Annotated in this window: 12 protein-coding genes and 1 tRNA gene; 5 read left to right on the plus strand and 8 right to left on the minus strand. The window is 66.5% G+C overall.

Annotated elements, in window-relative coordinates; all coding sequences use genetic code 11:
* A tRNA-Cys gene (locus H7A76_RS29805) sits at positions 1-71 on the minus strand.
* Positions 72-411: 340 nt separating this feature from the next.
* Here H7A76_RS29805 and H7A76_RS29810 point away from each other — a divergent pair.
* A complete protein-coding gene (locus H7A76_RS29810) occupies positions 412-1,323 on the plus strand; it encodes a LysR substrate-binding domain-containing protein (protein ID WP_185701823.1) in 912 nt (303 codons plus the stop codon).
* A 112-nt stretch (positions 1,324-1,435) separates the two neighbouring features.
* On the plus strand, positions 1,436-2,590 hold the full coding sequence (locus tag H7A76_RS29815; RefSeq protein ID WP_185701824.1) for an alpha-hydroxy acid oxidase: 1,155 nt from the start codon (positions 1,436-1,438) through the stop codon (positions 2,588-2,590).
* Between the two features lie 24 nt (positions 2,591-2,614).
* Here H7A76_RS29815 and H7A76_RS29820 read toward each other — a convergent pair whose 3' ends face one another.
* Positions 2,615-3,655, minus strand: coding sequence for an ABC transporter substrate-binding protein (locus H7A76_RS29820; RefSeq protein WP_185701825.1), 1,041 nt, complete (start codon positions 3,653-3,655; stop codon positions 2,615-2,617).
* Between the two features lie 47 nt (positions 3,656-3,702).
* Between H7A76_RS29820 and H7A76_RS29825 the strand changes: the two genes are divergently transcribed.
* Complete coding sequence (locus H7A76_RS29825; RefSeq protein WP_185701826.1) at positions 3,703-3,912, plus strand: hypothetical protein; 210 nt, start codon at positions 3,703-3,705, stop codon at positions 3,910-3,912.
* A 226-nt stretch (positions 3,913-4,138) separates the two neighbouring features.
* Positions 4,139-5,287: a MalY/PatB family protein gene (locus H7A76_RS29830; protein ID WP_185701827.1), complete on the plus strand. Its 1,149-nt coding sequence runs from the start codon at positions 4,139-4,141 to the stop codon at positions 5,285-5,287.
* A gap of 302 nt (positions 5,288-5,589) precedes the next feature.
* Here H7A76_RS29830 and H7A76_RS29835 read toward each other — a convergent pair whose 3' ends face one another.
* From H7A76_RS29835 to mdlC, 4 genes are all read right to left on the minus strand, one after another.
* Positions 5,590-7,065, minus strand: a complete 1,476-nt coding sequence (locus H7A76_RS29835) for an aldehyde dehydrogenase family protein (protein WP_185701828.1) — start codon at positions 7,063-7,065, stop codon at positions 5,590-5,592.
* A 61-nt stretch (positions 7,066-7,126) separates the two neighbouring features.
* Complete coding sequence (locus tag H7A76_RS29840) at positions 7,127-8,053, minus strand: ketopantoate reductase family protein (RefSeq protein WP_185701829.1); 927 nt, start codon at positions 8,051-8,053, stop codon at positions 7,127-7,129.
* A gap of 43 nt (positions 8,054-8,096) precedes the next feature.
* On the minus strand, positions 8,097-9,488 hold the full coding sequence (locus tag H7A76_RS29845; protein ID WP_185701830.1) for an MFS transporter: 1,392 nt from the start codon (positions 9,486-9,488) through the stop codon (positions 8,097-8,099).
* An 83-nt stretch (positions 9,489-9,571) separates the two neighbouring features.
* Positions 9,572-11,158: a benzoylformate decarboxylase gene (gene mdlC / locus H7A76_RS29850; protein WP_185701831.1), complete on the minus strand. Its 1,587-nt coding sequence runs from the start codon at positions 11,156-11,158 to the stop codon at positions 9,572-9,574.
* 115 nt (positions 11,159-11,273) lie between these two features.
* Between mdlC and H7A76_RS29855 the strand changes: the two genes are divergently transcribed.
* Positions 11,274-12,170, plus strand: coding sequence for a LysR family transcriptional regulator (locus H7A76_RS29855; RefSeq protein WP_185701832.1), 897 nt, complete (start codon positions 11,274-11,276; stop codon positions 12,168-12,170).
* 177 nt (positions 12,171-12,347) lie between these two features.
* Here the strand turns inward: H7A76_RS29855 and H7A76_RS29860 are convergent, their stop codons facing one another.
* Positions 12,348-13,355: an NAD(P)-dependent alcohol dehydrogenase gene (locus H7A76_RS29860; protein WP_185701833.1), complete on the minus strand. Its 1,008-nt coding sequence runs from the start codon at positions 13,353-13,355 to the stop codon at positions 12,348-12,350.
* 180 nt (positions 13,356-13,535) lie between these two features.
* On the minus strand, positions 13,536-14,504 hold the full coding sequence (locus H7A76_RS29865) for a bifunctional helix-turn-helix transcriptional regulator/GNAT family N-acetyltransferase (RefSeq protein WP_185701834.1): 969 nt from the start codon (positions 14,502-14,504) through the stop codon (positions 13,536-13,538).
* Between the last annotated feature and the right edge of the window lie 170 nt (positions 14,505-14,674).

Below are 14,674 nucleotides of genomic sequence, written 5' to 3' on the forward strand. Positions count from 1 at the left end.
AGGCCGAGGTCGGAATCGAACCGGCGTAGGCGGATTTGCAATCCGCTGCATAACCATTTTGCTACTCGGCCCCAAATGTCCAGCACCTGAAAAACAACACTGAACACGCACAAACTGGAACGGCCTGGAGATCTTTTTAATCTCCCAACTCTTTATTTAACCTGTTGATTTATAAAGAGTTTTTCCGTTTCCTCGCTGAGGAATGGTCGCAATTATGGACGTGTTTTCCAGTCCTGGCAACTCTTATTCGATATTTTTTCTAGCGAGGCATTTCTAAGGCTTTTCGGGCTGGAAGCATCCACTCCCCGCGCCATGGCCAGGGGCGGATGATCCCATACATCCCCGGGCATTGCTCGCCCTGCATCGCACCACCCCGTAAGATCCGCTGCTGGCTACCCTGAAGGAATTCCCATGAAGGCTCCCAACGACTATCGCCTGCCCTCCCTGGATGCGTTGCTGGCCTTCGAGAGTGCCGCCCGCTTGAAGAGCTTCGAGCAGGCGGCCGAGGTCCTGGCGTTGACGGGCAGCGCGCTGCGCAAGCGCATCGCCGGGCTCGAGCAATTGCTGGGGCTGAGCCTGTTCGAGCGCCAGGGCGGTAGCTTGCGGCTTACTGCCGACGGCCAGTTGTACCTGGAACAGGTAGCACCGGTGCTGCAACAGTTGCTGGACATTCCCCAGCACCGGCGCACCGTGCAGCGCAAGCAGCGGTTGATCCTGTGCAGCCCGCCGACCTTCGCCCGCCAAGTACTGATCCCGCGTCTTGACGAACATAGCCGGGGCCATCCGCAGATCGACCTGCAGATCCAGCTCTCGGCGCCCTTGTCCAACATCAGCAATGGCCAGTGCGACCTCGAGGTCCGTGGCGACAGTCTCGACGCGCCAGCAGCCAGGCGCTTGCTCGACGAACAGTTGCTGCCGATGGCCGCTCCCGCCCTGCTCGCCCGCTTCCGCCCTCTGCAACTGCCGGCGGATTTCGCCCGGCTGCCGTTGTTGCGCTCGCCCCTAGAACCCTGGCGCCCCTGGTTGCAGGCCGCCGGCCTGGATTTGCCGGAACCCGACCAGGGGCCGACCCTGCTGGACCTGGGCATGCTGCTGGAGGCCGCGGCCAATGCCCAAGGCGTGGTGCTGGCCCGGCCGTCCCTGGCCCGCAGTTGGCTGGCCCAGGGACGCCTGGTGATCCTCGGGAAAATCAGCAGTCCACCGTCCTACCACTACACCCTGGACATCCCCCTGCCCTCGCCCGCCGCCCGGGAACTGGCCCACTGGCTGCAACGCATCTGCCGTGACGCCGTGGCCCAGGGCAACGCCCACGCCCAGGGCTGAAACAGCCCTTACCGGCTCCGGGAAAAAAACGCCCGCACGCCGGGAATTGTTTTCCGCAACGCTCCTGGCCCGGCGCACTAGTCTGCTGCGATCCATCACACAGGAGTGCGCCATGCCCATCATCACCTGCATCGAAGACCTGCGCCGGCTGGCCCGACGCCGGGTGCCACGGATGTTCTACGACTATGTCGACGGCGGCTCCTGGAGCGAGAGCACCTACCACGCCAACCAGGCCGACTTCGCAGGAATCAAGCTGCGTCAACGGGTAGCGCGCAATATCGACAATCGCTCGTTGCAGGTACACAGGCTGGGCGTCGACATGGCCATGCCCCTGGCCATCGCCCCCACCGGCCTGGCGGGAATGGTCCACGCCGATGGCGAAATCCTCGCGGCCCGAGCCGCAGCAGCTGCGGGCATCCGCTACACCCTGTCCACGGTCAGCATCTGCTCCCTGGAGGACGTGGCCGAGGCCACGGCCGCGCCGTTCTGGTTCCAGCTGTATGTGATGCGCGACCGCGACTTCGTCGGTCGCCTGATCGACCGGGCCAAGGCCGCCGGTTGCGACGCCCTGGTGCTGACCCTCGACCTGCAACTGAGCGGGCAACGGCACAAGGACCTGAAGAACGGCCTCAGCACCCCACCCCGGCCGACCTTGGCCAACCTGCTGAACCTGCTGGGCAAGCCACGCTGGGTCGCCGGCATGCTGGGCACCCGGCGTCGGCATTTTGGCAACATCATGGGCCACGTCACCGGCGTGCACGACATGCGCCAACTGGCGGAGTGGACCTACCAGCAGTTCGATCCCTGCCTGAGCTGGGACGACATCCAGTGGATCAAGCAGCGCTGGGGCGGCACGCTGATCCTCAAGGGCATCCTCGACGTGGAGGACGCCCGCCTGGCAGTGGCCAGCGGCGCCGACGCATTGATCGTCAGCAACCACGGCGGGCGCCAGCTCGATGGCGCACCGTCGAGCATCGCCATGCTGCCGGCCATCGTCGACGCCGTTGACGGCCAGGCCGAGGTCTGGATCGACAGCGGCATCCGCAGCGGCCAGGACGTGATCAAGTCCCTGGCCCTGGGCGCCCAGGGCGCGATGATCGGTCGGGCCCACCTGTATGGCCTCGGTGCGCTGGGCCAGGCCGGGGTCAGCCAGGCCTTGCAGATCATCGCCAGGGAAATGGACCTGACCCTGGCGCTTTGCGGCCACACCCGGATCGAGCAGGTCGACCGACAACTGCTGGTGCCCGGCAGCTATCCCTTGCCCTGAACCTGCCAACCAGGGTGCGCTCGCTCAGCGGGCGGCCCAGGCGTTGAAACGCTGCTCCAGGTCCTCGCCATGGTCGACCCAGAAGCCGGCATCCACCGCCCGTGCGCCCTGCAAGTTGGCTTCATAGGTGGGCAACTGCCGCTGCACCGAAGGCGGTAGCAGCCCCAGGGCCTGGCGGTGCACCGGTCCGTAGGGGATGTGCTGCGAGAACACCTTCTGCGCCTCGGGTTGGCTGGCGAAGCGGATGAACTGCTCGGCCAGGGCCTTGTTCGGCGAACCCTTGACCACCGCCCAGTACTCCGGGTCGTACAGGCTCTGGGGCCAGAGGATGCTCAACTGCATGCCCTCCTTCTGGGCCATGGCGATCCGCCCGTTGTACGCGGCGCTCATCGCCACGTCCCCGGCCACCAGCCATTGCGGCGGCTGGGCGCCGGCTTCCCACCACTGGATGTACGGCTTGATCTGGTCGAGCTTGGCAAAAGCCCGGCTCACGCCCTCCGGGGTAGCCAACACCTGGTACAGCTGCGCGGGTGGTACGCCGTCGGCCAGCAGGGCAATCTCCAGGGTGTACTTGGCACTCTTGCGCAAGCCACGCTTGCCCGGAAAATCCTTGAGATTCCAGAAATCGGCCCAGGACTCCGGCGCCATGGCCAGCTTTTGCGGAGCGAAAGCCATCACCATCGACCAGACATAGGTCGCTACGCCACACTCGGTCAGGGTGCCGGGCACGAACTGCCCGGGGTCACCGAACTGGCCCAAGTCCAGGGGCTCGAACAGCCCTTCGTCGCAACCGCGCAACAGCTCAGGACTCTCCACCTCGACCACGTCCCAGCTGGTCTTGCCGACCTCGACCATGGCCTTGATCTTCGACAGTTCGCCATTGTATTCGCCGGCCACCACCCGGGCCGCGCCACTCTGCTCGAACGGCTGGAAGTACGCCTGTTCCTGGGCCTGCTTGGTCGCACCGCCAAAGGAGATGACCGTGAGGTTCCGCGGTTCGGCCGCCACGCCAGTGCACAGCACCAGCAGCGACCACGCAACGCCGCAACGCAAGATATTGGACATGTACCCATCCTCGAATAAGCCGGTCCGCCCGCACGAACCCGCACCGCATGAGCCTGGCAACGACCGTAGCCACGGGCGGTACCGCGCCAGGCAAGAGCAAGCTCGTTCAGTGCCGTACCGAGGGCGACGAGGCCCTGGCGGTGTTGCCGCGGGCGCCATGGCCCGGTTCGTTGGAAGTGTCCCGGGGCCCGGGCGCAGGGGCCGGCCAGGTCATGTTCGAAGGACAATTCATCGCTTGCTCCCTGTTGTTTTTGTAGGAAGAACAAACCGATCGCTAGTGCATCGCCAGCACGCCCCACATCAGGGGACAGGCGCATGCCGGGCTCATTGTTCGCCGAACCCCAGGCCTCGCGAAACGAGGTTTTTATGAGGCACAGGCAAGGGAAAAGCTGCCTTGTGCGCGTCCCCCAGGGCCATGCCCAATGCAGGACAAGCCAGCTAGAATCTCTGCACCTTTGCCTTGCAAGCCGACGAGACCCGCCCATGAGCTACGACTTCGATACCCTGCACCCACGCCACGGCACCGGCAGTACCAAGTGGAGCCGCTACCCCGAGGACGTATTGCCGATGTGGGTGGCGGACATGGACTTCGCCGCGGCGCCAGAGATCATCGACGCCCTGCGCCAGCGCCTGGAGCATCCGCTGCTGGGCTACAGCGTGGCCCGCGACGAACTGCGCGCGGCGGTCGTCGCCGACCTGTGGCACAAGTACGCCTGGCGCGTGCGACCGGATGAGCTGATCTTCCTGCCCGGGGTCGAGCCGGGCTTCAACATGGCCCTGCGCGCCTTCGTCAAGCCGCACCAGCAGGTGGTGGTGCAGACCCCCAACTACCGCCCGCTGCGCCTGGCTCCCGGCAACTGGCAACTGCGCAAGATCGAGGTGCCGTTCCAGGCCACCGCCGACGGCACCTACACCACACCCATGGCCGAACTGCGCCAGGCCCTGCAGGGCGCCGGCGCGCTGCTCCTGAGCAACCCGCACAATCCCCTGGGCAAGGTCTTCCCCCGGGAAGAACTGCAAGCGGTGGCCGAGGCTTGCCTGGAACAGGGCGCGCTGATCGTGTCCGACGAGATCCACGCCGAGCTGTGCTTCGACGGTCGCCGGCACATTCCCACTGCCACCCTCGGCCCGGAGATCGCCCGGCGCACCATCACCTTGATGTCGGCCAGCAAGGCCTACAACGTCGCGGGCATGAAGACCTGCTTCGCCATCGTCCAGGACCCGGCCATCCGCCTGGCCTTCAACAACGCCCGCGCCGGCATGGTGGACAGCGTCAGCCCCCTGGGCCTGGAAGCCACCCACGCCGCGCTGATCCAGGGCGACGCCTGGCGCCAGGAACTGATCGCCTACCTGCAAAGCAACCGCGACTACCTGCTCGAAGCGGTACGCACCCGCCTGCCGGGCATCCATATGCACGCACCGCAAGGCACCTACCTGGCCTGGCTCGATTGCAGCGCCCTGGGCCTTGACGACCCCCACGCCTTTTTCCTCAAGCAAGCCAAGGTCGGCCTCAGTGCCGGGCTGGAATTCGGCGACGATTGCCAGCAGTTCGTGCGCCTGAACTTCGGATGCCCGCGAGCCTTGCTGGAAGAAGGCATCCGGCGCCTGGAGCGGAGCCTGGACCAGCGCTGAACCGAAGATCCCGGCATAGCGCAAGGCGGCGTTGGCATGCCCACGCGTCAGCGCCTCGGTCCACGTGCCCCGGCCGTTGACCAGGCAGCGTTCGAGAAGCCCGGCCCTCGGCCGACAGCATTATGGTTCTGCGCTTTTCATAGGCGCAGCCGTGCCTCGACAGGCCGGCCATGTCGATCAGTGAAGGAAAGGGTCGGAGCGAGGCTTGCCCGCGATGGGCTAGGGAGCGCTGCGCTGATCCAGACAACAGCCCGTCCACTCACGACGGGCCCGGGTGGACGGGCGTTACTCAGGGCGCCGGATCAGAAGGGATACTGGCGCGGCCGGTGTTGCAGGCTGATCCAGTGGTCCCGGGTGAACTCATCGATCGCCCAGTCGCCGTTGAAGCGTCCCAGCCCGGAGTTCTTCTCGCCACCGAAGGGTGCGTTGGCCTCATCGTTCACCGGCACGTCGTTGATGTGGGTCATGCCGGCGTGCACCTGCCGGGCGAAGTTCACTCCGCGCTCCAGGTTGCCGGTGAACACCGCGCTGGCCAGGCCGAATTCGCTGTCGTTGGCCAGCTCCAGGGCATGGGCTTCGTCCCGGGCACGCAGCAACCCCACCAGCGGGCCGAAGATTTCATTGCGCGCCAGGTCCATGTCGGCACGCACCTCGCCGTACACATGGGGCGCCAGCAGGTTGCCGTTCTGTCCGCCCTCGTACAAAGGTTCGGCGCCCTGCTCCCGGGCCAGGGCGATTTTGGCCTGCAGGCCCTGCAACTGGCGGGCGTTGATCACTGGGCCGATCACCGTGTCCAGTGACTGGGGATCACCCACCTTGAGCTGCTTGACCCGGGCCACGAAGCGCTGGGCGAAGGCGTCATAGAGCTGCTCATCGACGATGATGCGGTTGATCGCCATGCAGATCTGCCCCTGGTGCAGGAACTTGCCGAACACTGCGGCGTTCACCGCCTGTTCCAGGTCGGCATCGTCCAGCACCACGAACGGGCTGTTGCCCCCCAACTCCAGAGCCACATGCTTGAGGTGTTCGCCGCCACTGGCGATACGGCCGATGCCGCGCCCCACCGGGGTCGAGCCGGTAAAGGTGATCAACGCCGGCACCGGGTGCTCGACAAAGGCATCGCCGATCTCGCTACCGGCCCCCACCACCACGCTGAACACCCCGGCGGGCAGGCCCGCTTCCTCGAAGATCCTGGCCAGCAGCAGGCCACCGCACACCGGGGTATCGCTGGCCGGCTTGACCACCACTGCATTGCCCAGGGCCAGGGCCGGGGCTAGGGAACGCTGGGTCAGGTGCAGGGGGAAGTTCCACGGGCTGATCACCCCGACCACCCCCAGGGCACTGCGGTAGACCCGGCTTTCCTTGCCCGGCACATCGGATTCGACAATCCGCCCGTGGACCCGCGCCGGGAAGGACGCCGACTCCAGGGTGATGGCCCGCGCCGCGCCCCACTCGGCCAGGGCCTTGATCCGCGTACTGCCGGATTCGCGAATGATCCAGTCGACGATTTCCTCCTGGCGCCGGTCGAAGATCGCCACCGCCCGATGCAGCACCGCGGCGCGCTGCGATGGCCCCAGGGCCGCCCATTGCGGCTGCACCTGGGCGGCCTTGGCGTAGGCGGCGTCCAGGTCGCTGCGGTTGGCCTGGGCCACTTCCAGCAGCAGAGCGCCGTCGAACGGATTGGTCACCGCCAGGGTCTTGCCGGCGGCACCGGCGCGCCACTGTCCGGCGATGGGTTGCAGATGCAGGTCGCGATACGCCGCGTTGGACTCACTCATGAAGAATCTCCTTAAAGAACAGCATTCATACACCGATGGCTCGCACAATACGGACCACTTCCTACGGTGCGACGATGCGCTTTTCGATCAGGCGCAACAGGCCGAGCAGGGTTTCGGTGTGGGGCACGGCCACACCCGCCTCCCGCGCCCGGGCCAGTACCTGGCCGTTGATCGCACCGATTTCCGTAGGCCTTCCGGCCAGCACGTCCTGCAGCATCGACGGCTTGTGCGTGCGGTGGTTGGCGATAGCCAAGGCCACGCTGTCCAGGCAGCGCCGGGCATCCAGCACTATCCCCTGGGACCGGGCCACCGCCACCACCTCCAGCACAATGGCTCGGGCCAGGGCTACGCCTTCCGGCGCCGCGTCCAACTGGCCGACGGTGCAGCCAGTGGCCGCGCACAGGCTGTTCAGCGCTGCATTGAAGGCCACCTTCTCCCAGATCGACGTCCACACCTCGGGGTCCACCGCGCAGTTCAACCCGGCGCCGTCCAGCACTGCCGCGACCTCCTGACTGGCCTGGCGTTCGCGGCTATCGAGGGCCAGCACCCGGACCATGCCCTGGCCATGAGACTGCACCTGGCCAGGCCCGACCATGTCGGCGGGCCAGAGGGTCATGCCGATCAGCACTTGCTGCGGGGCCACATGCCGCGACAGCGCCTCGGCATTGCCCAGGCCGTTCTGCAGGGTCAGCACCCGGGTGTGCCCGGCGATATGCCCGGCAACGCTACGCAAGGCGCTGTCGGTGTGCAGGGTCTTGGTGAAGACCAGCAACAGGTCGGGGTGCCCCGTGGCCTGTTCCGGGCGACAGGCGTTCAAGCCGGTAATGCGCCGTTCGCCGCTGTCGGTGACCAGCAGCAGGCCGTCGTTGCGGATCGCCGCCAGGTGCGCGTCGTCGATGTCCAGCAGGATCACCTGCTGCCCGCTTTCCGCCAGCAGGCCGCCAAACAGCGAACCCATGGCGCCCGCGCCGAGAATGGTGATGTTCATCGAGCCTCCTGATCGAGCGGCCGGTTCAAGAACCGCGCCGCATTCATGGCTGGCCCGGCAGGCGCCGGGGAATGTGCCGGCGCACCAGCAACAGCGCCAGCAGCGCCAGAACCATCACCGAGCCCAGCAGCATGAGGTAGCCCTGGGCCCCGCCCCGGGTGATCACCAGGGCTCCGGCGAAGACACTGAAGACCGCCCCCAGGCGCCCGAAGGCCAGGGCCGATGCGGTGCCGGTGGCGCGTACGCTGGTGGGGTAGATAAAGGCGCACAGGGCAAACAGGGTGGACTGCACGGCGTTGACGAACAGGCCGTGCACCCCGAAGCCGAAGATCAGCAGCCCGGTGTCCTGGTGGATGTCCACCACCTGCAACAGGAAGGCGCTGGCCGCGCCCCCGGCGCAGCAGGTCAGCAGCGGCCAAAAGGAGCCCCAGCGAGTCATGGCCACCGCGCACGCCAACGCGCCGATCACCCCGCCCAGGTTGTAGGCGGTCAGCCCGGAACCGGCCACCGACAGCTCCAGGCCTTCGGACAGCAGCAGGGTCGGTAGCCAGCTGAAGGCGCTGTAGACCGCGGTCAGGCACATGAAGAAGGCCACCCATGTGGCCAGGGTGTCACGCCCGTACCCCAGGGTGAACAAGGCACGGAAACCGCCCTGCTTCTCACTCCTCTGCTCCAGGGCATCGGTGTAGACCACCCCCGTCGCCATCGGCCGGCCCATGCGCCCGAGCAAGGTGCCCAGCTCGTTCCAGCGCTGGGGCCGGCGCGCCAGGAAGCGCGGTGACTCCGGCAGCGCCGCCAGTAAGGTCAGGCCCAGCACCAGCGGCAGGCTGCCACCGACGAAAAACAAGCTGCGCCAGCCATACAGCGGCAGTACAAGGGAGGCGAACAGCCCCGCCAGCATCCCGCCCAAGGGCACGCAGACAATGGTCGCGGTCACCGCCAGGGTGCGCCGGCGCATCGGGGTGAATTCGGCCGTCATCGTGGTCGCGCTGGGCAGTGCACCGCCGATGCCCAGCCCGGCGATGAAGCGCAGGACCGCCACCACTAGCGCATTCGGCGCCAGGCCGATGGCGCAGGTGGCCGTGCCAAACACGAACACACTGGCGATGATCGCCATGCGCCGACCGAAACGGTCGGCGAACAGCCCGGCACAGGCACTGCCAATACCCATGCCGATCAACCCGGCCGCGACCGCCGGAGCGAAGGCCTCGCGGGTGATGCCCCACTCCTTGATCATCAGTGGAATGGCGAAACCGATCAGTTGGCCGTCGAAGCCGTCCATGACGATGGACAGCGCCGCCAGTAGCACCACCAGCCTCTGCATCCCCGTGAAGGGACCCTGGTCGAGCAAGGTGCCGATATCGACGCGAGTGGAACGGGGAGGCGCCGACTGGGGCGCATCGCCCATCGCTGCAGCGACCGGAGTCATGTTCATAACCACCTCTTTTTTATTCTTCTGGTGAGTCTGCAGGTTGCGCTGGACAAGGCCAGGCACAGAGCCCGGCGACAAGGCGGTCCTCAGGGTTCGATGGTCAGGGTCGGCACTTCGATCAACATGGGGCGCTTGCCTGCCAGAGCCGTGACCAGGGCCTCGGCGAACTCCTCACGGGTGTTGGCCTGCACCGAATGCACGCCATAGCCGCGGCCGATGGCGCAGAAATCCAGGCCGGGCACATCCAGCCCCGGGGCGTCGCTGACCTGCAGCACGTCGGCGAACCAGCGCAAGGCGCCGTAGGTGCCGTTCTTGAGAATGATGAACACCACCGGGACCTGGTACTGGGCGGCGGTCCACAGCGCGGTGATGCCGTAGTTGGCCGAGCCGTCGCCGATGACCGCGATCACCCGCCGCTCCGGCCGGGCCAGTTGCACCCCCACCGCCGCTGGCAGGCCGAAGCCCAGGCCGCCGGCAGCCGGGAAGTAGTAGCTGCCGGGCTCGCGCATCTCCACACGCTGCCAGAAGGCGCCGACGGTGGAAGTGGATTCCTTGACGTAGATCGCATCCTTGGGCGCCCGCTCATCGATCACGTCGAACACGGTTTCCGGGCGCAGCACGCCGCCCAGTTCCTCGATCGGAGCGGCCGGCGGCAAGGCCTGGGGCTGTGGCCGATCGCAGTCCGGCAGCGCCCGGACCAGGGCCTGCAAGGTCTGGGCAATGTCCCCCACCAGCGCATCGCCCATGGGCGCCCGTGCCGCTTCGCCGGGATCGCAAGTGATGTGCAGCAGCTCGGCGCCCTCGGGCAGGTAGTCCCCCGGCGCATACTGGTGGTAACGGAACACCGGGGCCCCCACCACCAGGATCAGGTCATGCTCCGCCAGGCAGTGGCTGATACCGGCAATGGCAGCCGGCAGCACTCCACGAAAGCTCGGGTGACGGGTGGGAAACGGGCAGCGCGAAGCCGACGGCGCGACCCAGGCCGGCATGCGCAGTTTTTCCGCCAATTGCACGGCCAGCTGGTTGCTCTGGCTGGCGTCCACATCCGGCCCCAGCACCAGCACCGGGTTACGCGCCGCCGCCAGGCGCTGCGCCAGGGCACGCAACTGCGCCGCCGAGGGCAGCCCGGCAGAGGCCACCTGGCGTCGGGCCAGATGCTCGATCCCGGCCGGTGCGGGGCGAGCCCAGTCGTCATAGGGAATGGACAGGTAAACCGGACCCTTGGGCGCCTGGCTGGCCATGTGGATCGCCTGGCTCAGGGCCCGGGGCACGTCGTCGGCGCAGGCCGGTTCATGGCTCCACTTGACCAGGGGCTTGGGCAGATGCGGAGCGTCGACGTTGGCCAACATCGCCTCGCCCCCGATCATCGAGCGCACCTGCTGGCCGGCGGTAATCACCAACGGGCTGTGGGAGTACCAGGCGTTGGTCAGGGCGCCCATGCCATTGCCGGTGCCGGCCGCCGCGTGCAGGTTGACGAAAGTCGGCTGGCCGCTGGCCAGGGCGAAGCCATCGGCCATACCCACCACCGCGCCCTCATGCAGGCCGAGGATGTAGCGGAAGTCTTCGGGGAAGCCCTTGAGAAAGGGCAGCTCATTGGAGCCCGGGTTGCCGAACATGGTGGTCAGGCCTTGTTGCCGCAGGATGTCGTAGGAGGCGCTATGGATGGTTTTCATAGGGGCCTTTGCCGCTGTTCTTTAGAATCTGATTTACTCTTGCAGCCACCAGTAAATGGATCAAATCGATACTATTTCTACTAGAAATAGGAGCCATCTATATCAATGAGGCAACATGAGCCACATCGATCTGAACCTGATCCGTACCTTCGTCACCCTCTATGAAGCCCGCAGCGTGACCCTGGCCGCCGAGCGCCTGTTCGTTACCCAGCCCTCGGTCAGCTACGCCCTGGCGCGCCTGCGGGAACTGTTCGACGACAGCCTGTTCAGCCGCACCCGGGACGGTATCCAGCCCAGCCAACTGGCCAACGAGCTGTACCCGGTCTTTCGCGAATCCCTGACGCAGATCGAAAACACCGTGCACAGCACCCGGCACTTCGACCCGGCGACCACCGAGCGGCGCTTTCGCATCGCCCTCTCCGACCTTGGCGAAATGGGCTTCCTGCCGCTGATCCTGGCGCACCTGAACCAGGAGGCGCCCGCAGCCGAAGTCGAGGTCCTGCCGTTGCAAGTGGACCAGGCCGGCGAATGGCTCAGCAGCGCCAAGGTCGATGCACTGATCTGCCGTAAGCCCTTGCCCGGCACCCGCAGCCAGGTGCTGATCCGCGAGCGCTATGTGTGCCTGCTCAGCGACCGCCACCCACGCATCGGCACCCAGCTGAGCCTGGAGCAGTTCCTCGCCGAGCGACATATCACCGTGACCCGCACCACCGGCCACGGCAGCATCGAGGACGTACTCAAGCAGATGGGCGCCAAGCGGCGCATCAGCCTGCACGTGCCGCACTTCTCGGTGCTGCCCAAGGTGCTGCCCGGCACCGACCTGCTGACGGTGCTGCCGGCGCAGATCGCCCGCCTGTTCACCCTCGAAGGCGGTTTGCGGCAATTGGAACTGCCATTCCCGGTGGCGGAGTTCGAAGTCTCCCTGCACTGGCATCCCAACAGCGACAGCTGCGCCGCCCTTCGCTGGTTTCGCCAGGCCGTGGCCACAGCCATCATCGACGGCCAGCTCTAGACCAGAGCCGGCCGCCAGGGCGAGACAATCGCACCGATGCGCCTTTGGCATGCTCAAGTCGGGTCATCGTTATGACCCGAAAGTGGCTCTTGCCTGGTAATGGGTAAGGGGGGGTCTACAGGGATCGGACCCGTAGGGGATCCGATCGATAGGCTGGAGCTGGGCTGCGGTAACGCATCACAGGCTCAGGCAGATTTTCCCCAGGTGGGCGCCGGAGGCTTCATGGGCGAAAGCCTTGGCGATCTCGACCAAGGGGAAAGTGCTGTCGATCACCGGCTTGACGCCGGTGGCTTCCAGGCCACGGACCATCTCGATCTGCTGCTGGCGGCTACCGACGATCAAGCCTTGCAGGCGCTGCTGCTTGGCCATCAGGGCCGCCGTGGGTACCGGCCCGGCCCAGCCGGTGAGTACGCCGATCAGGGCGATGTGCCCGCCGATCCGGCACGCAGTGATGGACTGGGCCAGGGTGCCCGGGCCGCCCACTTCCACCACATGATCGACGCCCCGCCCGCCGGTGAGCTTGAGCACCTCGGCGCCCCACTCCGGCTGGGTGCGGTAGTTGATGGTGTGGTCGGCCCCCAGCTCGCGCACCCGCGCCAGCTTGGCGTCCGAGGACGAAGTGGCGATCACCGTCGCGCCCATGGCCTTGGCCAGCTGCAAGGCGAAGATCGACACCCCGCCCGTGCCCAGCACCAGGACGGTTTCACCGGCCTTGAGGCCGCCGTCCACCACCAGTGCACGCCAGGCGGTGAGCCCGGCGGTGGTCAGGGTCGCCGCCTCGGCATGGCTGTAGCCCTTGGGTGCGTGGGTGAACCAGTGACTGGGCTGGACCACCACCTGCCGGGCGTAACCATCGACGCCGTCGCCAGGGGTGGTGCTGAAGTCGGCGATGGCCGGGCCTCCGTCATGCCAATGGGGAAAGAAGCAGGACACCACCGCGTCGCCGACCTCGAACTCGCTGACGCCCTCGCCCACGGCCTCCACCACACCGGCGCCATCGGCCATGGGAATTCGTCCATCGGCCGTGGGCAGACCACCGGTCACTACCGCATAGTCGTGATAGTTCAGGGAACAGGCATGGATCCGCACGCGGATCTGCCCGGCGCCGGGCTGGCCCGGGTCGGGCAGTTCCACGGCCTTCAGGTTGTCCAGGGATGCCGGCAGGCTGAGCTTGATGGCTTGCATGGGATGCTTCTCCGCAGATCGATAGTCTTCAGGGAGCTAACCCTACCACCGAACGCCTGGCTGTAGCGCTGCCCCGGACTGCGAACACCGCGTCGCCAGGATGCAGGTGTTCAGGGCCGCTATGGGTTCGACACAGGATCGCCAGGCAAGGCCCTGCGGGCTTTACGCCGCTTCACAGGCTCAGCAGCGGCTACCAGGCTCCACTCCTGGCCGCACAAAACATTGCTCGATCACAGCCGCGCCCCATTGCTCGCCCACCTGTTCCTGCACCAGCACAAAACCCTGTTCCTCATACAGGGCGCGTGCCGCATCCAGCCCCTTGAAGGTCCACAGGCGGGTGGCAGCAAAGCCCCATCGGTCGCAGAACGCCAGGGCCTCGACCAGCAGGCGCCGGCCCAGCCCCTGGCCGCGGGCAACCTCATCGAGAATGAAGCAACGCAGGATTGCTTCCCCCCCCTCGCCCTCCCCGTCAATGGCGATGGAACCGACAATCCGTTCCCCCAGCAGCGCCACCCAGACTTCATTGCGCGGGTTGTGCAAGCGCCCCATCAGCTCGGCCATGTCCGCCGCCACCAGGCTTTCGAAGGGCTGGCCGAAGCCGACCAGGGCGGCGTAGTAGCAGGCGTGCATCTCGGCGATACGGCCAATCACTCCCGGTCGATAGCCCCGGGCGATGGACCAGGCCTCGCTCACTGCGGGAACCTCCCCCCGGCGCACCGCACCCAAAGCCTGGGCATAGTCGGCAATACCCGCCGCGGCGCGCTCCTGCCCGGCCGGACTCAAGTGCGCCAGGGCAGCGACGACCTGGGTGCAGGCGAAACGGTCGATGGCGCCTAGAGTCCTGCGACCCTGGCGGGTGAGGCGCAACGTCTTCGAGCGGGCATCCCCTTCGTGGGACTCCTCGACGACCTCTCCGGCGTCCACCAGCTTGCGCACCAGGCGGCTGATGCTGGACTTTTCCAGCCCCAGTACCCGTACCAGGTCACTGGCGGTCAAGGCGTTGCCCTGCCCGATCTCCAGCAACGCATGCACCGCCGAGGGCGGGTAATCGGTGGCAGCCAGTGTGGCCTGCATGAAGCCCAGCTCACGGACCATGTGCCGAGAGGCCTGGCGAAGGGACTGGACAAGGGCGGCGGACGGATTCGGCATGGGAGGCGCCTCTGGACTGGTCAGATAGTTGTACCTTGCAACTTTTTACCTAACAAGTCCCGCGTCCCTTGGCCGATTTCACGGGTACGCAAATTCTCTCCATACCCTGTGAATCACCACCCGCTTGAACTTCCAGTGCGCACTGTGCCCGACGGATGATTACCCGGGCT

It is taken from the genome of Pseudomonas sp. MSSRFD41, from assembly GCF_014230245.1.
Lineage (GTDB): Bacteria > Pseudomonadota > Gammaproteobacteria > Pseudomonadales > Pseudomonadaceae > Aquipseudomonas > Aquipseudomonas piscis.